Annotated in this window: 29 protein-coding genes and 2 pseudogenes; 20 read left to right on the top strand and 11 right to left on the bottom strand. The window is 38.9% G+C overall.

Going from position 1 to position 26,674, the window contains the following annotated elements:
* The first annotated feature begins 10 nt into the window (after positions 1-10).
* Positions 11-715, top strand: coding sequence for a 3-deoxy-D-manno-octulosonic acid kinase (locus tag AB1A03_RS06725; RefSeq protein ID WP_354623887.1), 705 nt, complete (start codon positions 11-13; stop codon positions 713-715).
* Here the strand turns inward: AB1A03_RS06725 and waaA are convergent.
* Positions 710-1,975 (bottom strand): lipid IV(A) 3-deoxy-D-manno-octulosonic acid transferase, encoded by a 1,266-nt coding sequence (gene waaA / locus AB1A03_RS06730; RefSeq protein WP_354623888.1) that lies wholly within the window; start codon positions 1,973-1,975, stop codon positions 710-712. The genes AB1A03_RS06725 and waaA overlap by 6 nt on opposite strands.
* 26 nt (positions 1,976-2,001) lie before the next feature.
* Positions 2,002-3,029 (bottom strand): annotated as a pseudogene (waaF, locus tag AB1A03_RS06735) (lipopolysaccharide heptosyltransferase II).
* Between the two features lie 143 nt (positions 3,030-3,172).
* Between waaF and AB1A03_RS06740 the strand changes: the two are divergent.
* From AB1A03_RS06740 to AB1A03_RS06750, 3 genes are read left to right on the top strand one after another with little or no spacing between them, the layout of a single operon-like run.
* Positions 3,173-4,285: a glycosyltransferase family 9 protein gene (locus AB1A03_RS06740; RefSeq protein WP_354623889.1), complete on the top strand. Its 1,113-nt coding sequence runs from the start codon at positions 3,173-3,175 to the stop codon at positions 4,283-4,285.
* Positions 4,282-4,683 carry a hypothetical protein gene (locus tag AB1A03_RS06745; RefSeq protein ID WP_354623890.1) on the top strand — a complete coding sequence of 134 codons (402 nt, stop codon included), beginning with the start codon at positions 4,282-4,284 and terminating at the stop codon, positions 4,681-4,683. Before AB1A03_RS06740 ends, AB1A03_RS06745 begins: the two co-directional genes overlap by 4 nt.
* Before the next feature lie 26 nt (positions 4,684-4,709).
* Positions 4,710-5,387: a glycosyltransferase gene (locus AB1A03_RS06750; protein ID WP_354623891.1), complete on the top strand. Its 678-nt coding sequence runs from the start codon at positions 4,710-4,712 to the stop codon at positions 5,385-5,387.
* Between the two features lie 125 nt (positions 5,388-5,512).
* Here AB1A03_RS06750 and AB1A03_RS06755 read toward each other — a convergent pair whose 3' ends face one another.
* The 5 genes and pseudogenes from AB1A03_RS06755 to rfaD form a co-directional block, all read right to left on the bottom strand.
* Positions 5,513-6,595, bottom strand: coding sequence for a glycosyltransferase family 9 protein (locus tag AB1A03_RS06755; protein WP_354623892.1), 1,083 nt, complete (start codon positions 6,593-6,595; stop codon positions 5,513-5,515).
* A 14-nt stretch (positions 6,596-6,609) separates the two neighbouring features.
* On the bottom strand, positions 6,610-6,864 hold the full coding sequence (locus AB1A03_RS06760; RefSeq protein ID WP_354623893.1) for a glycosyltransferase: 255 nt from the start codon (positions 6,862-6,864) through the stop codon (positions 6,610-6,612).
* A gap of 4 nt (positions 6,865-6,868) precedes the next feature.
* Positions 6,869-7,696, bottom strand: coding sequence for a glycosyltransferase family 4 protein (locus AB1A03_RS06765; protein WP_354623894.1), 828 nt, complete (start codon positions 7,694-7,696; stop codon positions 6,869-6,871).
* 3 nt (positions 7,697-7,699) lie between these two features.
* Positions 7,700-8,908 (bottom strand): O-antigen ligase family protein, encoded by a 1,209-nt coding sequence (locus tag AB1A03_RS06770; RefSeq protein ID WP_354623895.1) that lies wholly within the window; start codon positions 8,906-8,908, stop codon positions 7,700-7,702.
* A 91-nt stretch (positions 8,909-8,999) separates the two neighbouring features.
* Positions 9,000-9,949 (bottom strand): annotated as a pseudogene (gene rfaD, locus AB1A03_RS06775) (ADP-glyceromanno-heptose 6-epimerase).
* 177 nt (positions 9,950-10,126) lie between these two features.
* Between rfaD and glpE the strand changes: the two are divergent.
* From glpE to AB1A03_RS06815, 8 genes are all read left to right on the top strand, one after another.
* Entirely contained in the window at positions 10,127-10,441 is a 315-nt protein-coding gene (gene glpE / locus AB1A03_RS06780) for a thiosulfate sulfurtransferase GlpE (protein WP_354623896.1), read from the top strand.
* A gap of 17 nt (positions 10,442-10,458) precedes the next feature.
* Positions 10,459-10,809, top strand: coding sequence for a DUF6572 domain-containing protein (locus AB1A03_RS06785; protein ID WP_354623897.1), 351 nt, complete (start codon positions 10,459-10,461; stop codon positions 10,807-10,809).
* A gap of 262 nt (positions 10,810-11,071) precedes the next feature.
* Complete coding sequence (tkt, locus tag AB1A03_RS06790) at positions 11,072-13,060, top strand: transketolase (protein WP_354623898.1); 1,989 nt, start codon at positions 11,072-11,074, stop codon at positions 13,058-13,060.
* A gap of 586 nt (positions 13,061-13,646) precedes the next feature.
* Positions 13,647-14,012, top strand: a complete 366-nt coding sequence (locus tag AB1A03_RS06795) for a type IV pilin protein (RefSeq protein WP_354623899.1) — start codon at positions 13,647-13,649, stop codon at positions 14,010-14,012.
* Between the two features lies 1 nt (position 14,013).
* Positions 14,014-14,469: a GspH/FimT family pseudopilin gene (locus AB1A03_RS06800; protein WP_354623900.1), complete on the top strand. Its 456-nt coding sequence runs from the start codon at positions 14,014-14,016 to the stop codon at positions 14,467-14,469.
* Positions 14,466-14,879: a type IV pilus modification PilV family protein gene (locus AB1A03_RS06805; RefSeq protein WP_354623901.1), complete on the top strand. Its 414-nt coding sequence runs from the start codon at positions 14,466-14,468 to the stop codon at positions 14,877-14,879. Before AB1A03_RS06800 ends, AB1A03_RS06805 begins: the two co-directional genes overlap by 4 nt.
* A gap of 5 nt (positions 14,880-14,884) precedes the next feature.
* On the top strand, positions 14,885-15,460 hold the full coding sequence (locus tag AB1A03_RS06810; protein WP_354623902.1) for a PilW family protein: 576 nt from the start codon (positions 14,885-14,887) through the stop codon (positions 15,458-15,460).
* 14 nt (positions 15,461-15,474) lie between these two features.
* On the top strand, positions 15,475-17,049 hold the full coding sequence (locus tag AB1A03_RS06815; protein WP_354623903.1) for a DUF7305 domain-containing protein: 1,575 nt from the start codon (positions 15,475-15,477) through the stop codon (positions 17,047-17,049).
* A gap of 253 nt (positions 17,050-17,302) precedes the next feature.
* On the opposite strand, the gene AB1A03_RS06820 is transcribed toward AB1A03_RS06815, so the two are convergent.
* Positions 17,303-18,451 carry a flagellar assembly protein T N-terminal domain-containing protein gene (locus AB1A03_RS06820; protein WP_354623904.1) on the bottom strand — a complete coding sequence of 383 codons (1,149 nt, stop codon included), beginning with the start codon at positions 18,449-18,451 and terminating at the stop codon, positions 17,303-17,305.
* Between the two features lie 154 nt (positions 18,452-18,605).
* On the opposite strand from AB1A03_RS06820, the gene AB1A03_RS06825 reads away from it, so the two are divergent.
* Both AB1A03_RS06825 and AB1A03_RS06830 read left to right on the top strand, forming a co-directional pair.
* Positions 18,606-19,334 (top strand): FlgO family outer membrane protein, encoded by a 729-nt coding sequence (locus tag AB1A03_RS06825; protein WP_354623905.1) that lies wholly within the window; start codon positions 18,606-18,608, stop codon positions 19,332-19,334.
* A gap of 120 nt (positions 19,335-19,454) precedes the next feature.
* Positions 19,455-19,949 (top strand): LPP20 family lipoprotein, encoded by a 495-nt coding sequence (locus tag AB1A03_RS06830; protein WP_354623906.1) that lies wholly within the window; start codon positions 19,455-19,457, stop codon positions 19,947-19,949.
* Between the two features lie 57 nt (positions 19,950-20,006).
* Here the strand turns inward: AB1A03_RS06830 and AB1A03_RS06835 are convergent, their stop codons facing one another.
* The 3 genes from AB1A03_RS06835 to flgA all read right to left on the bottom strand — a co-directional run bounded on the left by AB1A03_RS06835 (position 20,007) and on the right by flgA (position 21,297).
* Entirely contained in the window at positions 20,007-20,426 is a 420-nt protein-coding gene (locus AB1A03_RS06835) for a flagella synthesis protein FlgN (protein ID WP_354623907.1), read from the bottom strand.
* A gap of 24 nt (positions 20,427-20,450) precedes the next feature.
* Positions 20,451-20,765, bottom strand: a complete 315-nt coding sequence (gene flgM, locus AB1A03_RS06840) for a flagellar biosynthesis anti-sigma factor FlgM (RefSeq protein ID WP_354623908.1) — start codon at positions 20,763-20,765, stop codon at positions 20,451-20,453.
* 76 nt (positions 20,766-20,841) lie between these two features.
* Entirely contained in the window at positions 20,842-21,297 is a 456-nt protein-coding gene (gene flgA / locus AB1A03_RS06845; protein WP_354623909.1) for a flagellar basal body P-ring formation chaperone FlgA, read from the bottom strand.
* A 356-nt stretch (positions 21,298-21,653) separates the two neighbouring features.
* On the opposite strand from flgA, the gene AB1A03_RS06850 reads away from it, so the two are divergent.
* The 6 genes from AB1A03_RS06850 to flgE all read left to right on the top strand — a co-directional run bounded on the left by AB1A03_RS06850 (position 21,654) and on the right by flgE (position 26,621).
* A complete protein-coding gene (locus AB1A03_RS06850) occupies positions 21,654-22,565 on the top strand; it encodes a chemotaxis protein (protein ID WP_354623910.1) in 912 nt (303 codons plus the stop codon).
* A 36-nt stretch (positions 22,566-22,601) separates the two neighbouring features.
* Positions 22,602-23,429, top strand: coding sequence for a CheR family methyltransferase (locus tag AB1A03_RS06855; protein WP_354623911.1), 828 nt, complete (start codon positions 22,602-22,604; stop codon positions 23,427-23,429).
* Between the two features lie 230 nt (positions 23,430-23,659).
* Positions 23,660-24,061, top strand: a complete 402-nt coding sequence (flgB, locus tag AB1A03_RS06860) for a flagellar basal body rod protein FlgB (RefSeq protein ID WP_354623912.1) — start codon at positions 23,660-23,662, stop codon at positions 24,059-24,061.
* 21 nt (positions 24,062-24,082) lie between these two features.
* On the top strand, positions 24,083-24,502 hold the full coding sequence (flgC, locus tag AB1A03_RS06865; RefSeq protein ID WP_354623913.1) for a flagellar basal body rod protein FlgC: 420 nt from the start codon (positions 24,083-24,085) through the stop codon (positions 24,500-24,502).
* Positions 24,503-24,512: 10 nt separating this feature from the next.
* Positions 24,513-25,211: a flagellar hook assembly protein FlgD gene (locus tag AB1A03_RS06870; RefSeq protein ID WP_354623914.1), complete on the top strand. Its 699-nt coding sequence runs from the start codon at positions 24,513-24,515 to the stop codon at positions 25,209-25,211.
* Positions 25,212-25,223: 12 nt separating this feature from the next.
* Positions 25,224-26,621, top strand: coding sequence for a flagellar hook protein FlgE (gene flgE / locus AB1A03_RS06875; RefSeq protein ID WP_354623915.1), 1,398 nt, complete (start codon positions 25,224-25,226; stop codon positions 26,619-26,621).
* The last annotated feature ends 53 nt before the right edge of the window (positions 26,622-26,674 follow it).

Genomic DNA, 26,674 nt, shown 5'->3' on the forward strand with positions numbered 1-26,674 from the left:
AGATGAGCATATGATCCAACGTTACCAGCAGGGCAAAAACTATATTATTTATGATGATGAATTGATTAATGATAATTTAAGTGATTGTTTTTCAATTGACTATTGGCAAACCAAAGCATGCGTTGTGGGTTCTGCTACTGGGCGAGGCACGACCTGGTTTATTCAATTAGCTAATATACAGGGGGCACTGCGACATTATCGCCGTGGCGGTTTGTTTGGCAAAATAGTCTCTGACCATTATATTTTCATGGGGCTTGAAAAAACGCGCTGTATCGCTGAATTTCATCTTTTACATCAATTGGCTGAGTCTGGCGTACATGTTCCGCGCCCGATTGCAGCACGAGTGAAAAAAAGAAATTTTTGTTATCAAGCGGATCTTCTTTCTGAAAAAATAGCTAATGCGCAGGATCTTGTCGCCATTTTGCAACAGCGAACGTTAACGGAAATAGAATACGTTAATATTGGTCAGCAAATAAAAAAAATGCATGCGGCACAGGTTAACCATACGGATTTAAATATCCATAATATTTTATTGGATGAGCTGGGCAAGGTTTGGTTAATCGATTTTGATAAGTGCTATCAACAGCGCGGAGAAAATTGGCAAGAGGGGAATTTACAGCGCCTATTGCGATCTTTTAATAAAGAACGCAACAAACGCGCCATTAAATGGTCTGAACAGGATTGGCTGTTATTGCTAAAGGGGTATCAGTCATAAGAAATAACTTAAAGTCCTCTGCACCGCCCCTTTACTTTTATTGACCAATGCAAGGGCATTATTTCCCTGCGTTTTTCTAATGTCAGGGGCGTTAAATAGGGTAAGGAGTTGCGTGCTTATCTCGCTGCTATCGTGGCAGACGGTACATGCCCCTAGTGCGATTAGTTGCTCACTAATTTGTTGGAAATTAAAATAACTAGGCCCGATTAAAATCGGTTTAGCAAGGGCGGCTGGCTCTAGCACATTATGCCCGCCAACGGCGTTACCCAATAAACTTCCCGCCATAAAGCAGATATCGGCAGCCCCAATAAGGGTTAACATTTCCCCCATCGTATCGCCCAAGTAAACCTGAGTATCGACATCAATGGGCTCTTTGTGACTTCGTCTTGCGACCTTTAGGTGCTGCGCTTGGCACATAAAATAAACGGCATCAAAGCGCTCAGGATGGCGCGGTACAATGATTAACAGGGCATTTGGAATCAGTTCAAGTAATTGTTTATGTGCGGCAACTATTTTTTCATCTTCACCATGATGCGTGCTGGCGGCAATCCAGACAGGGCGTGTAGTGGCTAATTCTTTTCTTAAATCCATGCCGCGCTGTTTTATCGCATCGGTGATCTCTATATCAAACTTTATCGATCCAGTTACATGGATTTTCTCCTGCGCAACGCCTAATTGTGCAAAGCGCTGAGCATCATCCTTCGTTTGACAAAGAATCGTTTTGATATTGCTAGACAATAAATCAAATACAGCTTGAAATTTTTGATAGCGAGAACAGGAACGCTGCGATAGACGTGCATTGATGATGGTAATAGGGATACCCGATTTTGCCGCATAATGCAGAGTATTGGGCCAAAGCTCGGTTTCCATAATGATTAATTTCATTGGGCGAATTGCTTTTAGGAATCCCTTTACGGCAAAGGGAAGATCTAAGGGCATATACCGATGTTCAATCAGTGGCGCTAATTTTGCTATTTCTGCCGCGCCAGTGCTGGTGGTGGTGGTGACCACAATAGGCGTGTTAGGGTGCTTCGCTTTTAGTGTTTTGATAAAGGGGGTTGCGGCAATGGCTTCGCCCACCGAGACAGTATGAATCCAAATGGGCTTGCCATTTGGGTCATTAAGTTTCGGCGTAAAACCAAAATGTTCAACCCAGCGTTCAGCGAAGGCGGGTTTGTTAGGTTTTTTTTTATACAAGCCATATAAAAAAAATGGCGCAGCCAAGGTTATAAGCAAGGTATATAATAGACGTATCAGCATAATTAGCGTTTCTTAGCCATCAAAGTTTAACCCTTTAACTCATTAATCGCTGCGAACACTTGATCCGCTGATATTTCCGTTAAACATTTAAGGTGCTTAAGGGGACATTCCCTTTTAAAACATGGGCGACATTCAATATCGGTGTGTAAAATTTTAACTTTTTCTGTTAATGGTGGGGTGTAGCCTGGCGATGTTGAGCCATATAGGGCGACAACTTTACAGCCAACGGCTGCTGCAATATGCATGAGGCCCGAGTCATTACTAACAACTGTATTACAAGCCGCCATTAAATCAACCGCTTCAATAAGGTTGGTACGTCCCGCTAAATCAACACACTGTTTTTGTTGTTCAGGGGAAAGCGTCGCTTTTATTTGTTCAGTAACCGGTTATCTTTCTCGGAACCGAATAACCATACCTGCTCACCTTGCTCAATTAACATCTTAGCCAGTGTTGCAAAATGGCCTTCAGGCCAACGTTTAGCTGGACCAAATTCAGCGCCTGGACATAGGCCGATAATATTCTCACTGGCGGTTAAAGCGAACTTGTTAAAGCATGCTAATTGCGCCTCTTTATCAATAAACAGTGAGGGAGAGGGCAATTTTTTGATAGACCCAGAGCCTGTCATCTCGGCTTTTGGATAAGCGAGGGCAATATAGCGTTCAATCATCAATGAAAATGCTTTACGATTAGTGCGCAAATCGGTCAATAGCCCATAGCGAAACTCTCCTTTCCAGCCGATACGTTTTGGGATATTAGCAAAAAATGGAATGAGGGCTGATTTGGCTGAATTGGTTAATATAAAAGCTTGCTGATAATTGTTTTTTATCAGAGCTTTGCCTATTTCACGACGTTTAAAAAAAGAAAATTGACCATGCCCTAGTGGCATCTCTATAATATTTTCTATTTCCACCATCCGACTAAGAATGGGTTTGCACCAGTTAGGTGCTATTACATCTATGCTACAATTGGGATATTGCTCTTTGAGCGTGGTATATAGTCCTTGAGACATCACCATATCACCAATCCATGATGGGCCAATAATTAGTATTTTCATAGACTCTCTACCAATAAAAATTTAAAAAGTGCTAATATAGCAGGGGTTTATTGTAAATTATATACAATAGACAATAGATCTTTATTTTGGCAGTTGCTTTATAGAAATAATCCGATTAACTGCACGTATTGGATAGAAACAAGATGATCAGAACGGTAAAGTTAATATGGCGGTTTATTCGCAATAGTAAAAAAGAGATAAAACTGAATTTATTCTCGCTTTTATGGGATAAAAAGCCAAACAGTAAACTGGCATTTAAGGATGTGCGTTCAGTTTGTTTATTACGTTGGGATAATAAGTTGGGGGATGCCGTGATGTGTAGCGCCCTTATTGATTGTTTAAGTCAATATCGTCCCGATTTAAAATTGAGTGTGATAACGGGAAATGCGAGTGCCGCTTGGTTAAACGAAGTGAGTCATATTAATATTATTCAGTCACCACGACGTAGTATGCAAACCGCGAGAAGTTATAGACAATATGCGGGTATGTTTGATGTGGTTATCGATATTAGCAATGGTTTTAGTGAAAAAGAGCTATTAGCGTTACACTCATTAAATGCTTCTTATTATGTGGGCTATGAAAAACAGCGCTACAATATTTTTAATGTTCATATTGAACAGAAGTATGTTAATTTTTTTCAGCGTTATCATGCCGTTGCCAAGCTCTTTATCGATACGCCTAATTTTGCATATAAATTTCCCTTGCCAAACTATGCAAAGGAAACAAAACAATTTCAGACGATTATTGAGCAAACTAAAAAAAGTAAAGGCTATTTAGTGGCGATGAACTTTTTTGGTTCAGGGAAAAATCGTTGTTTCTCATTTGAGCAAGCATTGCGTTTGGTTAATCGTTGGACTGAGGAAAATGGCGAGGACCATTTACTACTCATTCCAGTGCCGGAGAAAAATGATTTTTTACGCTCTTTAAAACAGCGTTGTCGTCATCCTGAACGTCTCATTTACATTGATACCCCCTGTAGTATTAACAATACCTTAGCGTTATTAACTTTTGCTGATTACTGTTTTACTCCAGATACTTCCGTTGTCCATATGGCTAGTGCTACGAATACGCCTGTATTGGCCATTTATGGTGGTAGTCAACGAAATTATGAAGAGTGGAAGCCACTGGCTAAAGGTAGCCAAGTTATTTTTAACCCCCAGCCTAAAAATCGCCATGATCGCATTTCAGTTAATCACTTTGATTGGCATGAATTGATGCAAGCACGTGCAAAATTATTGCAAGGAAGTGGGCTGTGAATATCTGTTTTTTTATCCGCGATTTAAAAATAGAAGGGGTACAGGTTGTGACTATTCGTTTAGCAGAAGAAATTGCTAAGCATGGACACCATGTCACTATATTAACCGTAACCGATGAGCATGAATTAACCGTTGCCTCGTCGATTAATGTCGAATTTTTAAGCAAGCAAGAAAATGTACATGGTTTGAATTTAAAAAATGTTCATCATCAATTCATTGCGTGGTTAACTGAAAAAGAATCACACTCTACTTTTGATGCCATCATTGCTAGCCACAGCGAAACAATAAAAATAACGGCGGGTTTGGTCCTCGTTTTATTGCTTATATCCATAACTCCGATGAATATACTTACCATAATAAATCTTGGTATAGAAAATACCGTTTTAGGGCGAAGTTAAAAAATGCCTTAGCAAAACGGCATGTATTGACGGTCTCAAAGGGGATTCAAAACTTTATTAACCGCATCATACCCAATGTTGCAAGTAGTGTGGTGAATCTTGTTAACCCCTTTGATATTCGCGCCTTGCAACGACAAGGTGAGGACCCGCAAATAATTAACCCAATCAATGGTCGATATCTTATTTTTATTGGACGTTTAGTAGCGCAAAAAAGGGTTGACCGTCTATTGGAGGCTTTTGCTTTATTGGACGATAAAGAGATTAAGTTAATGATCATCGGTGAAGGAGAGCTTAAGGCTGAGCTGGTCGATTATGCAAAAACCTTAAAAATTGACTCGAGAATTGTTTTTCTCAATTTTATGGTTAATCCTTACCCTTTACTTAAGCAAGCGGAATTATTGGTATTATGTTCAGACCATGAGGGGTTGCCTACGGTGATGATTGAATCTTTAATCATGGAAACACCCGTGGTGGCGACAAGCTGCCCGAGTGGGCCTGCGGAAATTTTGGGTGATTTTTTGCCGGATCATTTGGTTATAGATAACTGCCCGTCTAATATCGCAAGGTGCATTGATGCTGCACTTAAAGATCCTCGCAAAATTTGTTACGCTCAGGGATATCAAAAATATGCTAATCAGGCTGTTTATGATCACTTTGTTGCATATTTAAAGCAGCGTAATTTGATAAAAAGCAATGAAAATTAAGGCGCTAGCGCAGATAGCAGAACAATACATCAGGTAACGCAGGGGGCTAGCTAGCCCCTTAGGTTAAGGGACTATCACCAATCTGCGTTGTAATAAAATATTTATGTAGAATAAATATACTGCTACTATTTTTCTTTGCTGCGATGTAATTGCACTAAATTGATGATTTTGTCTATGCTGACATCTTCAATAGTGCCGTTATTTTCCGCTGCTGCAATTAGCGCATTTCCAGATAAGGGATCACCATCCGCACGCCACGCTTCATCTGCTCTAATAATAACGGTTTTAATACCTAAAGCCGATGAAATATGGCCGATGGATGTATCCGTTGTCGCTGTTAATCCGATATCCATAATGGCGTTACACGCATCGATAATTGATGTACTTGAAATAAAGTTAAGTTTACTTATGGCATTTTCTGTTAAGCATTTTCTGACTTCATCTCTTGCAAATACATACACCTGATAGCCATGCTCAATGAGTGCATTAATAATTTCATCTGATTTATCTGCAGATAATGTATTACCTGATTGTGTGCCGCATGGATTGAACAATATTGAATTATCAGCAACTTGTTTTATTATTACCTTTCTCGGAATATTCAAATCATAATTAAATTCACCACTTCCTTCTATGCCGATATCGGGGAGAATTGATACCATTCTTTTGGTAAATTGTCGTGTCTCATCGCGGTTTTTACCGATATAGCGATGGAACACATTTGATCCAATCAGGTCTATTCCCCTCTCGCTTAACCCTTTTACTGGCAATGCTAAACGTTCATTAGCGTGTAGCTTTAGGATACGGTAAAAAACTGGCCACTTCATTGCTTGACCAAGGTATAAAACCTTATCGTACTTTTGTTTGTATAATGTTTGTAGTGCCAATTTATCTTGTTTATTTAATGACAGCGGTTTGGCCTGAAAGTTAATATTCCAAATCACATCTATAGCGCTATGATTTTTAATTATATCAATGTTTCTATCTCTGCATATAAAATCAACAGACCATTCAGGCCTGGCTTTTTTTATAGCATGAAACAGAGGGGCAGTAGCCACGGTGTCGCCAATTGCATCATAGGATATAATTAACAATCGTTGTTTTTGTTCATTTTCAATCGGCTGTATTGGCGTTGCAATACGTTTGAAAAACCAAAATAAGAATTTGTATTTAATGTTTTTTATAAGGTTGATTTTTTGCTTTTTCATAATAAATCAGATAATTAATTATTTATAAGGGAAGCAAAAAAATGTAAGTGCTTCTCAACTGTTTTTGCTAAGGAAAATTCTTGATGCATAAATTGCTGTGCTTTTATTCCCATCTCTTTAGTTGCATTGGGATTTTCTACAAAGAACTTTATTTTGGCAGCGAGTGCATTGACATCCTTGCTTGGGATAATAAAACCACTCTCGCCATCCTTAACTAATTCTGGAGAGCCACCCGTTGTGGTTACTATTGAGGGTAATGCATAAGCCATCCCTTCAATCACCGTTTTCGGTAAGCCTTCCCCGCTGATTGAAGGTTGTATTTGCAGATTCTGCCGCCATTAATCCCGGCACGTCATTACGATATCCGGCCACGTGAATGCGTGCTCTCATGGCATTATTGGCAATTAATTCGCTATAAGGAGACTTATCTAAATCGCGACCAACCACGAGTAGGTGAAAATTGCTATAATCAGCAAGTTGATTAACCGCTTCTAGAAGTACAGCGACCCCTTTACTTGGTCGGGCATTGGCAACGCAAATGGCGACAAAATCCTCTTTCTTAATGGCAAACTCACTCAAATCTGAAGGGGTATCTTTGAACCATTTTGGATCGTGGCCTTTATAAATAGTGACCACGTTTTTTTTGTTTTTCCACACCTGTTTCTGCACATCTTCTTGCACGGCTTTGGCAACACAGGATATACCATTCACGCGAGGATTTAGCTGCGTTAAATAAGCCGTTGGGTCGTGGCGATATAAGCCTCCAACGGTGCCTCGATAGGCGATCAGTTTTGCTTTAAAACCCAGGCAAGCGAATGCGGCATTCGGAATAGTTTTCGAATTCATCGCGTACACTATATCGTAGTCATCATTACGCATTTCATTACGTATGGTTTTAATAGTACGACAGCAAATTTTACGCGTTGGGTAACAATCAATGATATTGATATTATGCTCACGAAAGCGCGACACGTATTCGGCATCACCCTGCGTGACAATGGTTATTTCATGGCCCATCTTTGCCATTTCGATAAACATTTCTGCTTCTGGGCGAACACTGTTCCAAGCATCCCGATAGGAGCTATGAATAAGAATTTTCATATTTTATACCACTGTTTTTGTATTAAATAAATTATTAATTCCGAGAAATAAAAGCATAAATAGTAGATAAACGACCGGTAAATGGGCAAAGGGAACATCGGTTAACGCGGCAATACCAAGGGATGCAATAATCATCGTTATCGGGAGTGTTTCGCATACCTTGCTGATCAAGGCAAGGTATAAACAGTAAAGAAAAATAGATAACATAAGCAGTAAACCAATAAAGCCCGTTTTCACTGTCGTATCAATAAATTGATTATGGTAGTGCATCGGATTAAATTTAACGACCTCTTCACTGGTGAGCCCTTGTTCATATTGTTTGCTTATCTCATTGCGAAATGCTTTAGTTCCGACGCCTAAAAATGGATGATCATTGATGGTATAGATGGCGCTTTTCCAAAATTGTAACCTTAATCCTACTGAGGTATTTAAATTGTCATTAGAGATATTCTGTATCTCATTTGCCGTTCTTTGCCACATGGTTGTTAATACGCGTTGATTGGCGATTGCGACCATTATCAACAGCAGAATAAGTGTACCGCCCACTTTTAAATTTATCTTTTTATGTAAGTTTATTATTAATAAACAAGGGATGATGGCTATTAGCACCCCCCGCGTCCCCGTTAAAAACGTACAAAATAAAGCGACGAGGCTAGCGAGTGTAAAAATAATAAATTCTTTTCTACACTGCGTATTATTGGCTATTAGTGCGGCACTAATAGAGAGTAACATACAGCATGTGGCAAAGGGGATTGCATTCATCGGTTCACCAATGCGTGTAATACCTAATAGGAACGCTTGCCAATAGGCAAAACAGGCTAATAGGGTAGTACCAATAAGAATTGAGGCTTTTAACCAATTAATATGGTATCGATTAACGGGATAAAAATAAAAATAGAGTGATGAAACAAATAGGGTGCGAATAAATCCATGATCGACATGATGAATAACTTTGCTTAGCAACAAATAGATAATATTTAAACCAATAAAAAAAATAAAATAGCGATTTTTTTTGTCTTTATAAGTGCCTGAAAAAATTGACTTTCGACCAATATAGATAGCCGTTATAACGGCAACGACAAGAATGCGAGTCATGATTGAACGGCCATCTTGAAGCATCATTAACCCTGAAAACATCCATAACAGAGGTAGGTGAAGCAAAAAATTTTGCACGAATGTAATGGCTTGTTGACTGCTATGTTGAGATTTCATCAATTATCTTAATTTATATTTAAATTTATGTGAAAGCATTTCCCAAGTGAGGGTATTCAATTGGGAAATTTCTGTGAATGAAACTTGGAGCTTATTCATTTAAGATAGTCATGTATTCCATGACACCTTGTGCGACTGATTTAAACTCACCCTCATAGCCAGCAGCTCGTAACTTTGTTAAATCCGCTTCGGTAAAACTCTGGTAACGCCCCTTGAGATGGTCGGGGAATGGGATGCGTTGAATAGTGCCCGTATTGCCTAATTTTTCATTATGATAGCTAACAACGGCTTTCCCCACTTCTAAGAACGATTCAGCTTTACCGGTACGAGATTATAGATTCCCGAGATGTTGTTATCAAAGAACCATAAATTAACTTTACAAACATCACTAACATAGATGAAATCACGTTTGTGGTCACCTTCAAACAATTTTGCATTTTCACCTGCGTTGAGCTGATTGTTAAGGTGGAATGCAACACTTGCCATACTGCCTTTATGTTGTTCTCGAGGCCCGTAGACGTTGAAATAGCGAAAACCAACAATTTGCGGCAATATTTCGCCGTGTGCTTTGGCATCTGCCCAGAGATTACGAACATATTGATCAAATTGGAACTTTGAGTAGCCATACACGTTGAGCGGTTTTTCAAAGGCGAGTTCCTCTTTGAAAGTGTCATTACCACCATAGGTTGCAGCAGATGATGCGTATAGAAAAGGAATATCTCGTTCTATGCAGTAATGGAGTAGATCTTTTGAGTATTCATAATTATTTTCCATCATGAACTTGCCATTCCACTCAGTAGTTGCAGAACATGCCCCTTCATGAAAAATCGCCTCTATATCACCAAAATCTTGGCCAGATACAATCTGATTGATAAATTCATCTTTGTCCATGTAGTCCATAATTTGTAAATCAACGATATTGACAAATTTGGTGCCATCGGTGAGATCATCAACAACAAGGATCTCAGTAATTCCACGGTCATTTAATGATTTGATAATATTACTACCAATAAAGCCTGCACCGCCTGTTACTATAAACATCTCATCTCCTCGGTTCTACGTCGCATTTTAGCCAATTCATAACGCTTTATATTAACACGTGATCTGGTTTTATGCGTGGGTTAATCGTGCATTATGTGTTGCAAAATTTACTGGTAATGGAAGGGTATTTGTTGCAATAATGTAAATTATGTAGGATTTTTACAGGTTTTAGGGAACATGTCACAGTTTAAATTAATAAGTGCCTATGATGCTTATCAGCGTTTAGCGACGGAAAATATCCAAGTGGTGGATATCCGTGATGAACGCTCCTTTGCAAATGACCACGTAGAAGGGGCTTTTCATCTCACCAATAATAGCATTGCCCAGTTTATTGCAGAGGTTGATGTTAAGACACCCGTCTTTGTTATTTGTTATCATGGTAATAGTAGTAAAGGTGTGGCGCATTATCTCAGCGAGCAGGGCTATCTGGATGTTTATAGTGTTAATGGTGGTTTTGCTGACTGGCGAGTGATTGAGCCGCTAAATGAATAAGGTGTAAAGGTATAAACATGAGTGTAGTGGATACAGCCTGTATTGATGCCATTGGCATAGAAAAAGAAGTAAAACGCGTTTTTTTAACTATTATCGATCCCTTATTGTGGGATCAGGACAATGTTCATCTTTTTACTCTGCAGGAGAAAATTAATACTTACCTATTTTTTATTGAATCCGGTGAGCTATATAAATCATTTCCCGATAGTAAAGGGTTTGATATCGCGATTGAGTTGATTTTAAAACATATGCCAACGAGTGAAGCGATTACTTTTTTTGATAAAACATCGCAAATTCTATTGGAAAAAAACATCGTGTTTGTATTTGGACCCAATAAAGAGCATGGCTATGCAGAGCAGCAAAGTTAGCAACTGTTCATCATAAAGGCGGCGAAAGCCGCTTTTTCTTTTATTTTGTAAGCTGTCAATTTTAGCTAAATTAGTTTGCAATTTATTCAATAGAGGGGGATTTGATAAGGTAACTTGCCCACATCGAGTGATTTATGAAAATATGTGATGAATTTGTTGCTTTTTTCATTGCCAGTGACCTAGTTCATTTGGGATAATCCTTATTTATATTACAAATAATAGCCGTAATTGAATTTCACTACACCCAAATCAGGAGAAACAAATGCCTTCTCGTCAAGAGTTAGCTAACGCAATTCGAGCCCTTAGTATGGACGCCATTCAAAAATCAAACTCTGGTCACCCCGGTGCACCGATGGGGATGGCTGATATCGCTGAAGTTTTATGGCGTCACTTTTTAAAACATAATCCAAGCAACCCACAATGGGCTGATCGCGATCGTTTTATTCTCTCTAATGGTCATGGTTCAATGCTGATTTATTCGTTATTACATTTAACGGGTTACGATCTCTCTATTGAAGATATTAAATCATTCCGCCAATTACATTCAAAAACACCAGGTCACCCTGAATATGGCTATACAGCCGGTGTTGAAACAACAACAGGTCCATTAGGACAAGGTATTACTAATGCTGTTGGTATGGCGATTGCTGAAAAAGCGTTAGCGGCACAATTTAACCGTGAAGGTCATGATATTGTTGACCATTACACCTACACTTTCTTAGGTGATGGCTGTTTAATGGAAGGTATTTCTCATGAAGCCTGCTCTTTAGCTGGCACATTGGGTTTAGGTAAGCTGATTGCATTCTGGGATGATAACGGTATCTCCATCGATGGTGAGGTTGAAGGTTGGTTTAGCGATGATACGCCTGCTCGTTTCGAAGCTTATGGTTGGCAAGTAATTTCTGTTGATGGCCATAACAGTGCTGAAATTCAAGCAGCTATTGAAGCGGCTCAAGCTGAAACAAGCAAACCGACGATGATTTGTTGTAAAACGATTATTGGTTTTGGTTCTCCAAACAAACAAGGTACACATGACTGTCATGGTGCACCGCTTGGTGCGGCTGAAGTTATTGCTACTCGTGAAGCATTAGGTTGGAACTACGGAGACTTTGAAATTCCTGCTGATATTTACGCGGCTTGGAATAATAAAGAGCAAGGCTTGGCTGAAGAAGCTTCTTGGAATGAAAAATTCGCAGCCTATGCGGCCGCTTATCCGGAGCTTGCTGCTGAATATAAACGTCGTATTAACAATGAATTGCCGAGTGATTGGGACGTTAAATCAACGCAATACATTGCTGATTTACAAGCGCATTCTGATAATATCGCGACACGTAAAGCATCACAAAACTGTATCGAAGCATTCTCTGCGATGTTGCCTGAAATGTTAGGTGGATCGGCGGATTTAGCGCCATCAAACTTGACCATGTGGTCTGGCACAAAAGCGATCACTGCCGATGATGCATCGGGTAACTACTTACATTATGGCGTGCGTGAGTTTGCGATGTCTGCCATTGTAAATGGTATGGCGCTGCATAAAGGTTTCATTCCATTCGGTGCAACATTCTTGATGTTCATGGAATACGCGCGTAATGGCTTACGTATGTCTGCATTAATGAAGCAACGTGCGATTCAAGTCTTTACCCATGATTCAATTGGTTTAGGCGAAGATGGCCCGACACATCAACCTGTTGAGCAAATTGCAAGCTTACGTTTGACACCAAACATGAGCACATGGCGCCCATGTGACAGTGTTGAGTCTGCTGTGGCATGGAAAACAGCGATTGAGCGCGTTGATGGCCCGACCTCGCTTATCTTTAGTCGTCAAAACCTAAAACCACAAGCGCGTGATGCGCAGCAATTAGCCGATGTTGCCAAAGGTGGTTATGTCTTACTAGACTCTGCAACGCCTGCTGAAATCATTCTTATCGCTACAGGCTCTGAAGTTGAGTTGGCGATGCAAGCGGCTGCTGAGTTGACTGCACAGGGCAAAGCAGTACGTGTTGTATCACTACCTTGTACAGACCTGTTTGAAAAACAGAGTGCTGAATATAAAGAATCTGTATTACCGGCAAATGTGACAAAACGCGTTGCTATTGAAGCGGGTATTGCTGATTACTGGTACAAATATGTAGGCTTAAACGGTAAAGTGATTGGAATGACAACATTTGGTGAGTCAGCGCCTGCTGAACAACTATTTGAGATGTTTGGCTTTACGGTTAAAAATGTCGTAGATACTGCCAACACTTTATAATGTTACTTTAACCTCGTGAACGATAAAAAACCGCATTTTTGCGGTTTTTTTATGTCATCTATTTATAACAATGAGTACCATTAATAAGATTTGCTATAAGTCATCAAATCCTATTAATGGTACTCATTGTGTGATTATCTCTGAATATAGTCAGGACAATATCTGCATTTCCTGTTATTGATAAAGAGGGATTGATTAAACAGTGATGTTGTATTGTGGTTGTGTAGCACTGTTTCACTCCTGAATTGTTATTGATGGCGTCATTTGAATGCGCATCCTTAAACCGTAATAGCAATTTGTATAAATATCTTATCTATCTTTATTGTATGTTTTGCAAATGGAACAGATGTTCACATCAAAGTACGCCTCTAATAAAGTAATTTTTTCTGCGTAAAATTCTCATCTTATACTTATTACAGTAAGTATTAATGTCTCTTGGTTTTTATTTGGCTTTAATTTGACCTGCGATAATTTTTTTTGGACACACTATGTTAGGCGTTTGACTATAATGTAAGTATGTTGAGTGGTTAGCAGTGGGATGGTATATGGATATAAGGTGGTATTCATACTATTTAAATGAGGTTTTATGAAAAAGTTTACAGGATTCACGCTTATTGAAGTTTTAATCGCCATTGCTATTGTTGCTATATTATTTGGCATTGCCTTCCCTTCATACCAAAGTCATATCCAAAAAAGTAATCGTATTGCTGCACAACTTGCCTTAACAAAATTAGCGCAGGAGTTTGAGCGCGTTAACGCTCGGCAAGGTGCTTACCCAACGACGTTACCAACTATTGATGCGACAGATTCTTATACATACGCACTTCCATCTGTCACTGATGACACCTTTACTATCACCGCGACACCCAAAATGAGTGACGAATGTGGCACTTTGAGTATTACGCAAACAGGAGAAACCGCTTCAAGTAAATCGAGTGGTTGTTGGGATTAATATGAAGCTTCATAGCGTAAAAAAAATAGAGGGAATGACATTGATGGAGTTGCTAGTGACGCTAGCGATTATGGTTATTCTGGCTTTCATTGGTGTGCCTAGTTATCAGCAGTTTGTTGAAAATGAACGTTTTGCCGTGGCAACCAATGAACTCTATAAAGCCTATCGCTTTGCGCGCAATGAGGCGATAAAAACATCAACGCCAATGACATTAGAAGCCAATCCAGGCGGGTGGGCTAATGGATGGTCAGTCAAAGATAGTAGCGCTAATGTACTGTTTGTTAGTAAAAAACCGCGAGCAGGAATTACCGTTTCCGGTGCTTCAATTACCGTTTTTGGAAGAGGTGCTTTATCTGGCGGTAATGCGGCTTTTTCAATTAGTAGCAGCAGTAAAGCCCGTTACCTTTGCGTACTTTCCAGTGGTCAAAGTATATTACAAGATGGGAACTGCCCATGAAAGATAGAGAATATGGATTTACCTTATTTGAAGTGTTAGTAGCGATGTTTATAACGGGAGTCGCTTTATTAGGGTTAGCCCAGTTAGAGGTGTATATACTTAAATCCTCTCAGTCGAGTTTTAATTATACCGTTGCCTCAATCAGAGCCAATAGTTTTGTTGATGCTGTTTGGATGGATTTATGTAATGCACAAGATGTTACATCGGCGAGTACTTATACACAAATTCGTAGTAACTGGGTAAATGATTTAAGTGCAGCAGGTATGACGACAGATGAAAATAGTCCGCCAGCTAGCATCACGCAAGATATCTCTGTCACTGTCAAATGGAGTGATCCGCGTTTTATTGATGAGGATGAGAATAATACATTAACCTTAGAAACGACATTCCCTGATAGCGGTTGTGGGTGAGCAATATGTATATTAAACGGTTTCCTAAGAGTAAGTTAAAAACTAAGCAAGTAGGTTTTACATTGATAGAATTAATGGTTGCGATGACGATTAGTTTAAGCCTCGTTTTTGCCTGTACCACATTGTATGGGTCATTAAAAAACAGCATCAATATTGCACAAAACTTGAGTAATGCACAGGAGTCATTACGAGGTGCTTTTTATTTGTTGTCTCGCTCAGTGCACCAAGCCCAGGGGATCAATATTAATGGAGTTAATACAGCTAACCAAGAGTTAGTGGTTACCTACGGGGAGCCGCAAAGTGGCGGGATACTCTATGGCTGTTTAGGTAATAGCATGGTTTCTGGTAGCAGCGATACCTATTATTCAGATGGTGCGGGGCTCTACTGTGATGATGGTAGTGGGGCTCAGTTAATTACCTTAGATGTAGAAAGGTTACGTTTTGATAATATAACTGGTACCAATGAAGAGGGACTAATCGTTAAGTTAAAAGTAACAGGCATGCCTGATTCTTTGGGAAATGATGGGGTTACATTTAAATTAGCATTGCGACAAAAAATATTAACAAATTTACTCGAGTAAATTTAGGAGGCTTTATGCAAAAGCAACAGGGGTTTGTTCTCCTATCCGTGCTAATTATTACGACTATTATTACAATATTGGCATTTTCACAAATTAGTGAAAATCGTTTACAGGAACGTATTGCGGGTAATCAACAGAAAGAGATCAATGCGCGGCTTGCCTCAGAACAAGGCATTATTAAAGCCTATGAATATATTAAAGAGCAAAATGCGTTGTCTGTACCTAATGCAACCATAGAAAGTAATTTAAAAGCCAACTCATTCGTACCGGTCGGTGCTAATTACTCTTTGCCTGCACAGTACATTAATTTAAATGGTTCAACATTTACCTTGGTGAGTATGGGAAGCTATCAAGGTGCCACTGCGTATTTGAAAACAGAAATAGAGGCGATTGAAATAACAGGGAAAAGCCTTTTTACTGATGCGGTAGCTGGTTGTGATGGGGTTTATGTGGGACAAGGTGGAGGCACGGTAGATAGCTATAATTCTAGCCTTGGTCCATACGATCCCAATGCACATAATGATAAAGGTAATGTCTCCACTATTAATAGTGGCGCGGATATCGAACTATCCGGTAGTGGTAGCATTTATGGTAATTTAACATCAAACGGGAGTATTTCCACAGGGACGTCAAGTGGTAGCTCTATCTCAGGGGCTGCCACCGCGGCTAATAATATACAATTTAAAGGGATTACTTCTACCTCTAATATTCATGCTGGTGGCAACTTAGATTTTAAGGGGTTAATTGCCACGGGGCAAGAGATCACCGTTGGTGGCGATTTATACGGTGATAATGGTAAGGATATTAGCAGCTCCGTAATATATGGTGGAGAAAACCATAGTAATTTAAAAACGGCAATACATAGTGACCAGATTTTGCCACCTGAAATTGATTTTGGAGAATGTGATCCGCTTGATATTGTCACGGAAATGACAGCCATGAAGGGGCAAGTTCCATCGGGTTCAACCAATAGTTACAGCGCAACAATGATTGGCAGTAATTTGCAATTCAATGGCGCAGAGGTCTCTTCCGATGGTACGCCTATTGCGGGTGTCGCGCCTGTCACCCTTGATGTGTTTGGTGAACCCACCGAGGTGTACATCTTTGATGAGTTTACACCGATAGGGCAGGATATCACTATCACGGGGGATATAACCCTATTGATAACCGGGGATATATTGACTAAAAACAGTAACTTTGTCTTTGCTGACGACACGAGCTCATTGACGATATTGACCGATGGTTCGGTAAATCTTGATTCATTGACGGATCTTTTTGCTGATGAAACGGTTAACTCTGAGGGGGAGGCTCCACTCACCATATATTCATCATATGAAAGCAGTAATGATTCGGATATGGCTGTGACAGTGGGAAGTAATGCTGATATGTACGCCAGAATTTATGCTCCGAATGGTAATTTAGATTTAGGCGGCGGTGGTGATATTATGGGGGCCGTGCGAGGCAAAGAGGTTAATGTTTCTGCTGGTACAGGTATTCATTATGATGAAATGCTATCGGATATGATTGATATCCCCGATGAGGAGCCGACGGCAGCGTCATTTACTTCTGTGCACTATTTTTATCCGTAGCCAGACCCTTTTTCATGTAAAAAAGCCCCTGAACAATTGTTGTTTTAGGGGCTATTTATTTTAATTTATAGCATTATACCAATCGGAATAAATAGCTGATCTATTTTACGGGTTAAAATAACTTACTTTTTTGTTGTAAGTTTCGCAAAGGGAGCAACCATTTTCGTCAACTTACGCCTCAAATTAAGCCATTTTTCCTGCGCAAAATTTAGATCACATACTTAACCCAATTGCTATTACAATGGGATATCTATTATTTAATTTTTGCTAAATCATTAATTTGTATATTACCTAACGGGTAATTATCAATGGTGCGAAGGATCGCACTACTATCATGAACTTCAATAACTTGCATCGGATCTTGGTATTGAGTTTCTGCATTGCGCTCGATGCCAAATTGATCTTTATAATTACTGCTATAGAAAAGAGTGAGTGTCTCGCCTTCTTTGAGACCATTGCGTTTACCTAGGTTAATTTGCACGCTGTTATTTTTTACTGAAATCACTCTGGCGATCGGGAGCATGCATTGCAATTGTTTATTGATATCTTCATTAACATTAGCGAGCAGGTTAATAATTGCTTGCCCATACTCCCTTTGCCAAAACAGTTTACTCTGTAAATCAGCACTTTCATGCATACCATATTCCCATTTAGCTTCGGTGCGATATTGCTTGCTCATGACAAGGGTCCCCTGTAGAGCATCATAGAGATAAACGGTCATATAAAAATTTCGTAGTGGGTCAACAAGCCAATAGTTAATCGAATTTTTGCTGTCAAAATCAACGGATAGATCATTGATCTCGGCGTAAAAAATATATTGGCTATCGGTTTGTGTTGCCATCGTTGATAGAGTATTAGAGATATTTTGCAGGCTATAATGTTGCCCTAATCGGACCGGAATATCGATTAATTCTCTAACATCTAACTGTTGAGGTGATAATTTTAAGCGGTTAAATAACGTTTGCGTTATTTGCTTATTAATGGTGTGTATCTGGCCGTCAACGGCATGATTGGGATTGTTTAATTTAAAACGTGTAATGGCGATCGATTTTGGATACTGGGCTCCTTGGCAACTATTATGTGAGAGTTCAATATCGACACTGATAGTGACCATTAATTTATCTTCTTTTACATTTTCATCGATGATGGTTAGTGAATTAATTTCGCCTTTACTGTTAAATACCAATTTATTTTCAACTAACACCCCATTGTTGACTTGCTGCAGAATGGATATTGGCCCCCCAGAATAAATTAATGCATTTTTTAGCGCCTCTTTGATCGCCACATCTCGGGCGCTATCGATATCCTGCTTAATAATAAAAGCTTCTCCGGATGACGTAAATAGCTTTGCATTGACACTGCAGCAGCATAAAGCCAAAGTGAAAAGTATATATTTTAACATAGAGAACCTTTAACTTAAAAAATAAACCTGTCATTATATTAAGCAATTTTCGAACCAATATTTTAAATAAATTTGGATGATAAAGTTTACTAAAGCTTTTTGCCCTGTTGCCGATACCTTCTATGAAAGTTAAATCTGTCCAAGGTAGGTAAGAATGAATAATTTATTGGTACTGGCAGGGGCTGCCTTGTTATTACAGGGATGTGCGTCAACAGCTCCCGAGCAAACAAGCGCGGCACGTAATATAGAAACGACTGCCGTTGTAAATACTCGCAGCGTTAGCAAAGATGATCATCTCTATTATTATATTGCTCGTTCTTCAGCGAATAGTGATGCTGCTTTAGGGGAGGTTAATGCGAGTATAGTGAATAATAATAGCAACTCGGATATAACTTCCTTTGTTGGTGAGCGATCTTTTGTTCTTTCTGAAGTCGTCAGCGATATGGCAGAGCAACTTATTATTAATCTCCCTTCGACATCTCGTCATCAGGCAATCGCCTTGACATCTATTGTTGATCTACATAACCATCAAACCACCAACTGGCTAGGGCAAACTATCTCAGAGCAGTTTATCCATGAATTGCATATTCGTCATATTCCCATTGTTGACTTTAAAATAACTGGCAATATTCAGTTAACCCCTGAGGGTGAATTTGCGTTAACACGCGATTGGAAAAGGTTGAATAAAGACATAGATGTTAACAGAATTTTGACAGGTACAATGTCTCGTAATGAAGAAGGGGTGATGCTAAACATTCGCATTGTTAACGCTAACAATAATTTGGTTGAATCGACTAGTAGTGCTTTTCTCCCTAATAATATGTTTGTTGGTGGGAATTATGATTATCAAGAAAAAAATATATCTCACGTAATAGTACATTAAGTGATAAAAGTTTGAAATTAGTACAGATTGTAAAATGAAACTAGGATTATGCTTTTAAGTGGCTCGATTTTTGCTTTGTATGATTAACTCTGCAAGAAACACAAAGTAAGGAATATTATTATGTCACATGGGATTAATCGTTTCATCTCTTCGCTCTTAATGGTTGTCGCTATCTTGTTGTTAAGTGCCTGTGCGAAAACCAATGGTCAGCAACAGAATATGCTGTTTAGTAGTAATGATCAGCCATACATTATGACTTCTATCGGTTATGCTCCAATTGCCGCGCAGCAAGGTGAATCCTTTGATCTGCAAATGTTGAATGCAATTAAGGCTTCTAAATTAGAGGCTTATAAAGAGTTGGCGGAACAAATCTATGGTGTGTTATTGAGTTCGGAAAATGCAGTCAATGGCTCACGTTTGCTTAACGATTTGATTCAAGCGCAAGTGAACGGTTTGGTCAGAGGGGCGAAGGTGCTAAAAAGTTATCATGAAGGGGATCTCTATATTACAGAACTTGCATTGGATATGCGTAGCGTCTCATTATTAAAGGAGTCAGGTATTAGCTATAGTAAGCAAGAGCCTGCCGTTAATGTTGAACAGCAAGTGTTTTATTAGTTTGCGTGTTGTTGGCTAGGTCGTGTGGTATAGAGGTAAATAAATATTGCTCGTTGTTTATGCCTTAATATCTTGACCTAACAGAGATGCACTTGTCAGGGAGCCCTTGTTATTATAAGTGACGCTGTTTTTGCCCGTTTCTTGTTTTAAAATCTGCATTAAATGTTTATTGCTTTTCATGCTCAATGTGACTAGTTGGCCATTAATGTCGTTACTTTTTTTGCATGAGCGAAGCTGTTTATCGATTTCTTGTTTTAACTGTTGTAACTTTTCATTTTCCGCTAGGGCTTTTTGTAAGCCGTTTTTTATCAAGCTGTCATCGATTGAGGCGATCTGTTGCAAGGCATTTTGTTTGTCAGACAAAATTTCTTTTAATGAAGAAAAATTTTTTTCTTTGAGACAGGTAGTTTCCGCCTCGAGGATTGATTGTAAGGTATTAATTAGGGTCAGTTGTTGCTGTAATTGCTCTGCTAGCATTTAAATATCTTCCACTATCGATTATTAGCTAAATGCTTTACTAAAGTCACCTTCAAATTTACTTAATTTTTCAGCCAAGCGTTCGGTATTGATTTTGTAATCACCATTCAAAATTGCAGCTTTAAGAGATTCAATTCGTTGTTTATTCACTTGAGGCTCCGAAGATGATTGTTTTTCTAGTTTATTTAAATTCAACGCTTGTGAAGTTAACTGCACGGAATCTTTGCTACTCGCACTTGTTGTTTGGGATTGTTCACCTAAAGATTGTTGTTTTTGTGCCTTATTTTGCTCAACAATGATGTTTTTTTGTACGCCTGATCGATTTATATTTATACTCATGATCCTATCCTTAAAGTACTACATATTTAACTTATCGGCCGTATTTATAATTTCTTGAGTACTAAATTACAAAAAATTAGAAAGACACTTGAACTTCCTTTAGCCCTGATACTGTCCCAACAACTATTCGTTGTGTGCGTGAATTTTTAACTCTTACAGTGCCTCCAATATTAGCATCATTTAAAGCAATACCTGAAGTTTTTATTAGTAGCCCTTTGTTATTTGCTTTGATCACTACCTTGTCATCTTTGCAAACAAAACAGACGTCTCTTTCGGTGATTATTTTTTCGTTAGATAGATTACGTTTTAATCGCGTGCCGATAAGTACGCTTAATTCATCGAAACTACCATTTTTGGCTTGATATTTAGTCACATAGCTTAATTTTATATTATCGGCTGTTAATCTATTGCCCTTGATCAGTGACGTGCTTGTCATTACTCTCGGTATTAATATCTTAACCTGTGCTCTGACATAGGTTGTCCATGGCTTTGGATCTGTACAGGTGATTTTTACCGCTGTATTTTTTTTCAAGGTGTCACCGATAACCTCCCCAATCAATTCACTTGCACAGGGGATAAAGTTGTGACGATTATCAATTGGGGAAATGTTAATTTGCAATTTCTGTTTGGTGTTTGTATCGTATGAAGTATCATATTTGGATGAAATAATGGATTCTGCAAAATTTTCTATCTTTTTTCTGTAATTGCTCTCAGCGAAACTATACGAACAGTTTATAATAAGCAAGATGAGGAAAAAACGTATCAAAATATTCACCTTATTCGTTGATTATTTATTTATTGCTTAATTAAGAAACTTAGTTTAATGGATTTCCCTTCATTATAAAACTACTTGTTTTTGCTAAGCACTATAACAAAAAGGATTTAAACATGGCCGGCATTTTAGACTCTGTGAATCAGAGAACACAATTGGTGGGGCAAAATCGTCTTGAGTTGCTTTTATTTAAATTGGGTGGAATTCAACGTTATGGGATTAACGTATTCAAGGTAAAAGAAGTTTTACAGTGCCCACCTTTGACAATGCTTCCTAAATTACATCCTTCCATTCGTGGTGTCGCTCATATACGAGGACAAACTATTTCTGTTATTGATCTGAATTTGGCGACAGGTGGACGCGCTATCGATAACGTTGAAGAGCGCTTTATTATCATCACAGAGTATAATCGTTCAATTCAGGGGTTTTTAGTGGGCTCGGTCGAGCGCATTATAAATATTAACTGGGAAAATGTGTTGCCGCCTCCTAATGGTGTTGGCCGTTCAAATTATTTAACCGCAGTTACGGATATAGAAGGAACATTAATTGAGATTTTAGATGTTGAAAAAGTGTTAGATGAAATTGCGCCCGTTAATGCTGAAGTTAATGCGGATATTATTGCACAGGGTATATCTGAAAAAGCGATGAATAAACGCATTTTAGTCGCTGACGACTCGACCGTTGCGCGTAAACAGATTCAAAAAGCGATATCAACACTTGGTTTTGAATGTGATTTAGTTAAAGATGGTAAAGAGGCGCTGGATTTGCTCAAGGAAGTATCCAAAACACAACCTGTTACGGACCGTTACGCTTTAATGATTTCTGATGTAGAAATGCCAGAAATGGATGGCTACACATTAACCGCTGCGGTTAAAAAAGATCCTGATTTATGTGGATTACATATTATTCTGCATACTTCATTAAGTGGTGTTTTCAATCAATCAATGGTTGAGAAAGTTGGGGCCGATGATTTTATTGCTAAATTTAATCCCGATGAATTAGCTTTAGCAGTGCAACGTTTCTACTAACTTAGATAAATAATATTAATAAGTGAGATACTATTTGTGAGATCCCTTTCTGACGATATTTATAAGCAGTTTTCTAATTTTCTTGAGCAACAATGTGGTATCGTTCTCGGGGAAAATAAGCAATACCTTGTAAAAAGTCGATTAATCCCTTTGATGGCTCAATTTTCAATTCAATCACTGACTGAATTAATCAATCAATCAATGAGTTATAAGAATAGATCATTGAGAACCGCCGTTATTGATGCAATGACGACTAATGAAACATTGTGGTTTCGTGATAAGTATCCTTTTGAGTTGTTGCCACAAAAAATATTCCCAGAAATACTAGCCAATAAAAAGAGTATTAAAATTTGGTCTGCAGCGAGTTCATCGGGGCAAGAAGCTTATTCGATAGCAATGACCGCCATTGAGTATCAAAAAGCGAAGTCTATATTAGGCATGAATGTGCAAATAATTGGCACGGATATCTCTAATACAATGCTGCAACAGTGTAACAGCGGTGTTTATGACACATTAGCACTTTCACGTGGTTTATCTCCAGAGCGTAAAAAACAGTTTTTTGAACCGCTTAAAGATGGCTCGGCTAAAATGCAAGTTAAAGCAGATGTCAAAAAATTGACCAGCTTTAGAAATTTTAATTTGCTTGATAGCTATGCACTGCTAGGTAAGTTTGATGTCATTTTTTGCCGTAATGTCCTTATCTATTTTTCAGCAGATGTTAAATCTAAGATATTAAATCAGTTTGCTAATGCTTTAAATCCAGGTGGATATTTAATTCTGGGGGCTTCTGAATCAATAACGGGCTTAACGCCTCGTTTCGATATGATACGTTGTAATCCCGGCATCATTTATAAACTTAAATAATTAAAATTGCCTCTTTCATTATGAAGAGGCAATTTTTGCCACTTTGCTCGCGACGACAGCCGCAAATGAATCGTTTATTAACCGACTCACTTTACTTCCCCCTACTGTAAGTTTTGTTTATTCATCTTGTATGGCGATGTTGCCATACCAACTCATAAAATAATTGAAAAAAATCCCATTTAATAATTTTTGGCCTACTATTTGCATTTGTTCGTAGAGAGGAGAAATTTATGGCGATTAACTTTGACAAAGCACTCGGTATTCATCAACACACGTTAGGTGTGCGTGCCCAACGTTCTGAAATATTGGCGAGTAACCTAGCGAATGCAGATACCCCTGGATATAAAGCGCGTGATATTAACTTTAAAGATGCATTGGCTAATGCGACATCACGTACTGGTGTTTCATTAACTCGTACCAATGATAGTCATAAATTTGCTCAAAGTTACTCCATGGCTCAGGCTGGTGAAATGTATCGAATCGGCAATCAACCCGATACGGGTGACGGCAATACCGTTGATGCAGAAGTGGAGCGGAATTTATTTATGAAAAATAGTTTAGAGTATCAAGCCAGTTTAGATTTTTTAAACAGCAAAATTTCAGGTTTGCGCAAAGCAATTAAAGGGCAATAACAGCTTGTTAGGAGTATCACTATGAGTTTATTAAGAGTATTAGATGTATCCGCAACAGGTATGAGTGCGCAATCTGTACGTTTGAATACAACCGCAAGTAATTTAGCTAATGCTAATAGCGTTAGCAGCAATAGAGATGAAACATATCGCTCACGTCAGCCAATTTTTGCCGCAGAATTAAACCGCGCTAATAGTGGTTTAAGTAGTAGTGTTGGCGTTAAAGTACAAGGCATTATTGAGAGTGATGCGCCTTTGCAAACGGAATACGCTCCGAATCATCCTAAAGCTGATCAAGATGGGTTTATCTATCATTCCAACGTTAATGTCATGGAGGAGATGGCGAATATGATTAGTGCTTCTCGTTCCTATCAAACTAATGTTCAAATTGCCGATGCAGCCAAACAGATGTTAAGTCGCACATTACAAATGGGCAAAAGTTAAGGGGTAATCTATGGCATCAATTAATAATTACAGCTCATTAAATTTAAACGTTCCGTTAACGCCTGAACAAGTTGCTGCGAATAAAGCGGTCGATGCACAACAGCAACTTAATCAAGAAGATTTTTTTGCTTTGCTTTCGCAACAGTTGGCTTATCAAGATCCTTTCAAACCGGTTGATAACTCAGAAATGATTGCACAAATGGCTTCATTTACTACTGCTGAAGGCATTACCACCATGGGTAATGAATTTGCGGGAATGAAAGCGGTATTAAGTTCTAGTCAAGCATTAGAAGCTTCTTCATTAGTTGGTAAAAAAGTACTCATTCCAAGTAATCAAGCTTACTTGGATACCGAAGGTGGAGCATCCGGATCAATTAATACTGCGACAGGTGCTTATAACGTCATGGTTACCGTTGAAGACTCATCAGGGAATATTATTCGCTCTATTAGTTTAGGTGATATTGGTGCGGGTAATAAAGGTTTTTCATGGGATGGCTTAGATTCTCAAGGGAATAGAGCACCAGAAGGACAATATACTTTAAAAGCTAACGGTGTTGTTAATGGGCAAGGTGAAGAGTTAACAACAGCGTCATACGCACACGTACAAAGTGTTAGTTTAGGTGGCGGCACTGCTGGGGTTAATTTAAATCTTAAAGGCCTAGGTGGTATTAAACTTACAGATGCAATTGAAGTTGCAGAAAATAAATAAGAGGGAATAATTATGTCTTTTAATGTTGCATTAAGTGGTATTGCTGCGGCTCAAACGGATCTCGATACAACGGCAAATAATATTGCCAATGTCGGTACCGTTGGTTTTAAAGAATCTCGTGCAGAATTTGACAGTGTTTATGCAAATTCACTATTTTCTAATAGCAAAACTAAAACAGGTGATGGTGCTTCTATTGCAGCCGTTGCACAACAGTTTCATCAAGGAAGCTTGAAATTCACACAGAATCCATTGGATTTAGCGATTACTGGTAGTGGTTTTTTTGCTACCTCAGGAAACATAGGAGATAGAGATTTAAGTTATACGCGAGCAGGTACTTTCAAACTTAATAGTGAGAATTTCATTGTCGATAATAGTGGTAACTATCTACAGGCATTTCCTGTTAACTCGGATGGTAGTTCTTCATCGGTAAGTTTAAGTACAACTGAGCCTATTCAAATTCCTGAAACAGCAGGAACACCAGTATCAACAAGTCAGCTTGGTATTACCTTAAATTTACCTGCTGGCGATCCGACTCTTGATCCTGCTAATTTTGATCCACAAGATCCTGCTACTTATAATAATGCCACTTCGATAACCATTTATGATTCATTAGGGCAATCACATATTGCCAGTACCTATTATATTAAACCTGAAAATGCTTCCTATACTGGAACGAATCAGTGGATTACTTTTATGACTGTTGATGGTATTCCGGTCGATGCCTGGGATAAATCCGCAGTTCCTCCTGCTGAAACATCAGGCGTCTATGATATCGATGCCGATGGTGATGGCTTGCCTGATGGTACGCCGCAAACGGCTACTTATACCGATGCGGCAGGGGTTACCCATACTGGTATTGTATTGACCTTTGATGACACTGGTGCCTATAGCGGATCAGATCCTGCAGATTTAGATTTTGAGCCACTTGGCGTGAATGGAGCTGGGGTATTGCCTCCTGGTGCCGATGGTAGTCAAGCGCTTAATTTAAATTTTAGAGAACCAACACAGTTTGCGTCGTCATTTGAGGTAACGGCGTTAGAGCAGGATGGTTTAACCGTGGGACGTTTAACGGGTGTTGAAATCGGTAGTGATGGTTTAGTAAAAGCGACCTACAGTAACGGTACTTCTCAACCTCTCTCACGTGTCGCTATTGTCCGTTTTCGTAATGAACAAGGTTTGACACAAACGGGATCGAATTGGATCGCTTCACAAAATTCAGGTGATCCAATTGCTGGAGAGGCCGCTTCTGGCTCCTTTGGTGCGATTAATTCGGCAGCTTTAGAGCAATCAAACGTCAATTTAACGACAGAGCTGGTTGATTTGATCACTGCACAGCGTAATTTCCAAGCCAATTCGCGTGCATTAGAAATAAATAATACCTTACAACAGACAATCCTGCAGATCAGATAATTTATTTACTGCAACTTACCCCCAGAAGCGCACCTTTTTAGGTGCGTTTTTTT

This window comes from Psychromonas sp. MME2, assembly GCF_040566515.1.
Lineage (GTDB): Bacteria > Pseudomonadota > Gammaproteobacteria > Enterobacterales > Psychromonadaceae > Psychromonas.

What these genes read in the sequence shown, in the direction of transcription:
- AB1A03_RS06725 (WP_354623887.1), top strand. Translation starts at nt 11, where the DNA reads ATGATCCAACGTTACCAGCAGGGCAAAAACTATATTATTTATGATGAT.
- waaA (WP_354623888.1), bottom strand. Translation starts at nt 1,975, where the DNA reads ATGCTGATACGTCTATTATATACCTTGCTTATAACCTTGGCTGCGCCA.
- AB1A03_RS06740 (WP_354623889.1), top strand. Translation starts at nt 3,173, where the DNA reads ATGATCAGAACGGTAAAGTTAATATGGCGGTTTATTCGCAATAGTAAA.
- AB1A03_RS06755 (WP_354623892.1), bottom strand. Translation starts at nt 6,595, where the DNA reads ATGAAAAAGCAAAAAATCAACCTTATAAAAAACATTAAATACAAATTC.
- AB1A03_RS06760 (WP_354623893.1), bottom strand. Translation starts at nt 6,864, where the DNA reads ATGGCTTATGCATTACCCTCAATAGTAACCACAACGGGTGGCTCTCCA.
- AB1A03_RS06765 (WP_354623894.1), bottom strand. Translation starts at nt 7,696, where the DNA reads ATGAAAATTCTTATTCATAGCTCCTATCGGGATGCTTGGAACAGTGTT.
- AB1A03_RS06770 (WP_354623895.1), bottom strand. Translation starts at nt 8,908, where the DNA reads ATGAAATCTCAACATAGCAGTCAACAAGCCATTACATTCGTGCAAAAT.
- glpE (WP_354623896.1), top strand. Translation starts at nt 10,127, where the DNA reads ATGTCACAGTTTAAATTAATAAGTGCCTATGATGCTTATCAGCGTTTA.
- AB1A03_RS06785 (WP_354623897.1), top strand. Translation starts at nt 10,459, where the DNA reads ATGAGTGTAGTGGATACAGCCTGTATTGATGCCATTGGCATAGAAAAA.
- tkt (WP_354623898.1), top strand. Translation starts at nt 11,072, where the DNA reads ATGCCTTCTCGTCAAGAGTTAGCTAACGCAATTCGAGCCCTTAGTATG.
- AB1A03_RS06795 (WP_354623899.1), top strand. Translation starts at nt 13,647, where the DNA reads ATGAAAAAGTTTACAGGATTCACGCTTATTGAAGTTTTAATCGCCATT.
- AB1A03_RS06800 (WP_354623900.1), top strand. Translation starts at nt 14,014, where the DNA reads ATGAAGCTTCATAGCGTAAAAAAAATAGAGGGAATGACATTGATGGAG.
- AB1A03_RS06805 (WP_354623901.1), top strand. Translation starts at nt 14,466, where the DNA reads ATGAAAGATAGAGAATATGGATTTACCTTATTTGAAGTGTTAGTAGCG.
- AB1A03_RS06810 (WP_354623902.1), top strand. Translation starts at nt 14,885, where the DNA reads ATGTATATTAAACGGTTTCCTAAGAGTAAGTTAAAAACTAAGCAAGTA.
- AB1A03_RS06815 (WP_354623903.1), top strand. Translation starts at nt 15,475, where the DNA reads ATGCAAAAGCAACAGGGGTTTGTTCTCCTATCCGTGCTAATTATTACG.
- AB1A03_RS06820 (WP_354623904.1), bottom strand. Translation starts at nt 18,451, where the DNA reads ATGTTAAAATATATACTTTTCACTTTGGCTTTATGCTGCTGCAGTGTC.
- AB1A03_RS06825 (WP_354623905.1), top strand. Translation starts at nt 18,606, where the DNA reads ATGAATAATTTATTGGTACTGGCAGGGGCTGCCTTGTTATTACAGGGA.
- AB1A03_RS06830 (WP_354623906.1), top strand. Translation starts at nt 19,455, where the DNA reads ATGTCACATGGGATTAATCGTTTCATCTCTTCGCTCTTAATGGTTGTC.
- AB1A03_RS06835 (WP_354623907.1), bottom strand. Translation starts at nt 20,426, where the DNA reads ATGCTAGCAGAGCAATTACAGCAACAACTGACCCTAATTAATACCTTA.
- flgM (WP_354623908.1), bottom strand. Translation starts at nt 20,765, where the DNA reads ATGAGTATAAATATAAATCGATCAGGCGTACAAAAAAACATCATTGTT.
- AB1A03_RS06850 (WP_354623910.1), top strand. Translation starts at nt 21,654, where the DNA reads ATGGCCGGCATTTTAGACTCTGTGAATCAGAGAACACAATTGGTGGGG.
- flgB (WP_354623912.1), top strand. Translation starts at nt 23,660, where the DNA reads ATGGCGATTAACTTTGACAAAGCACTCGGTATTCATCAACACACGTTA.
- flgC (WP_354623913.1), top strand. Translation starts at nt 24,083, where the DNA reads ATGAGTTTATTAAGAGTATTAGATGTATCCGCAACAGGTATGAGTGCG.
- AB1A03_RS06870 (WP_354623914.1), top strand. Translation starts at nt 24,513, where the DNA reads ATGGCATCAATTAATAATTACAGCTCATTAAATTTAAACGTTCCGTTA.
- flgE (WP_354623915.1), top strand. Translation starts at nt 25,224, where the DNA reads ATGTCTTTTAATGTTGCATTAAGTGGTATTGCTGCGGCTCAAACGGAT.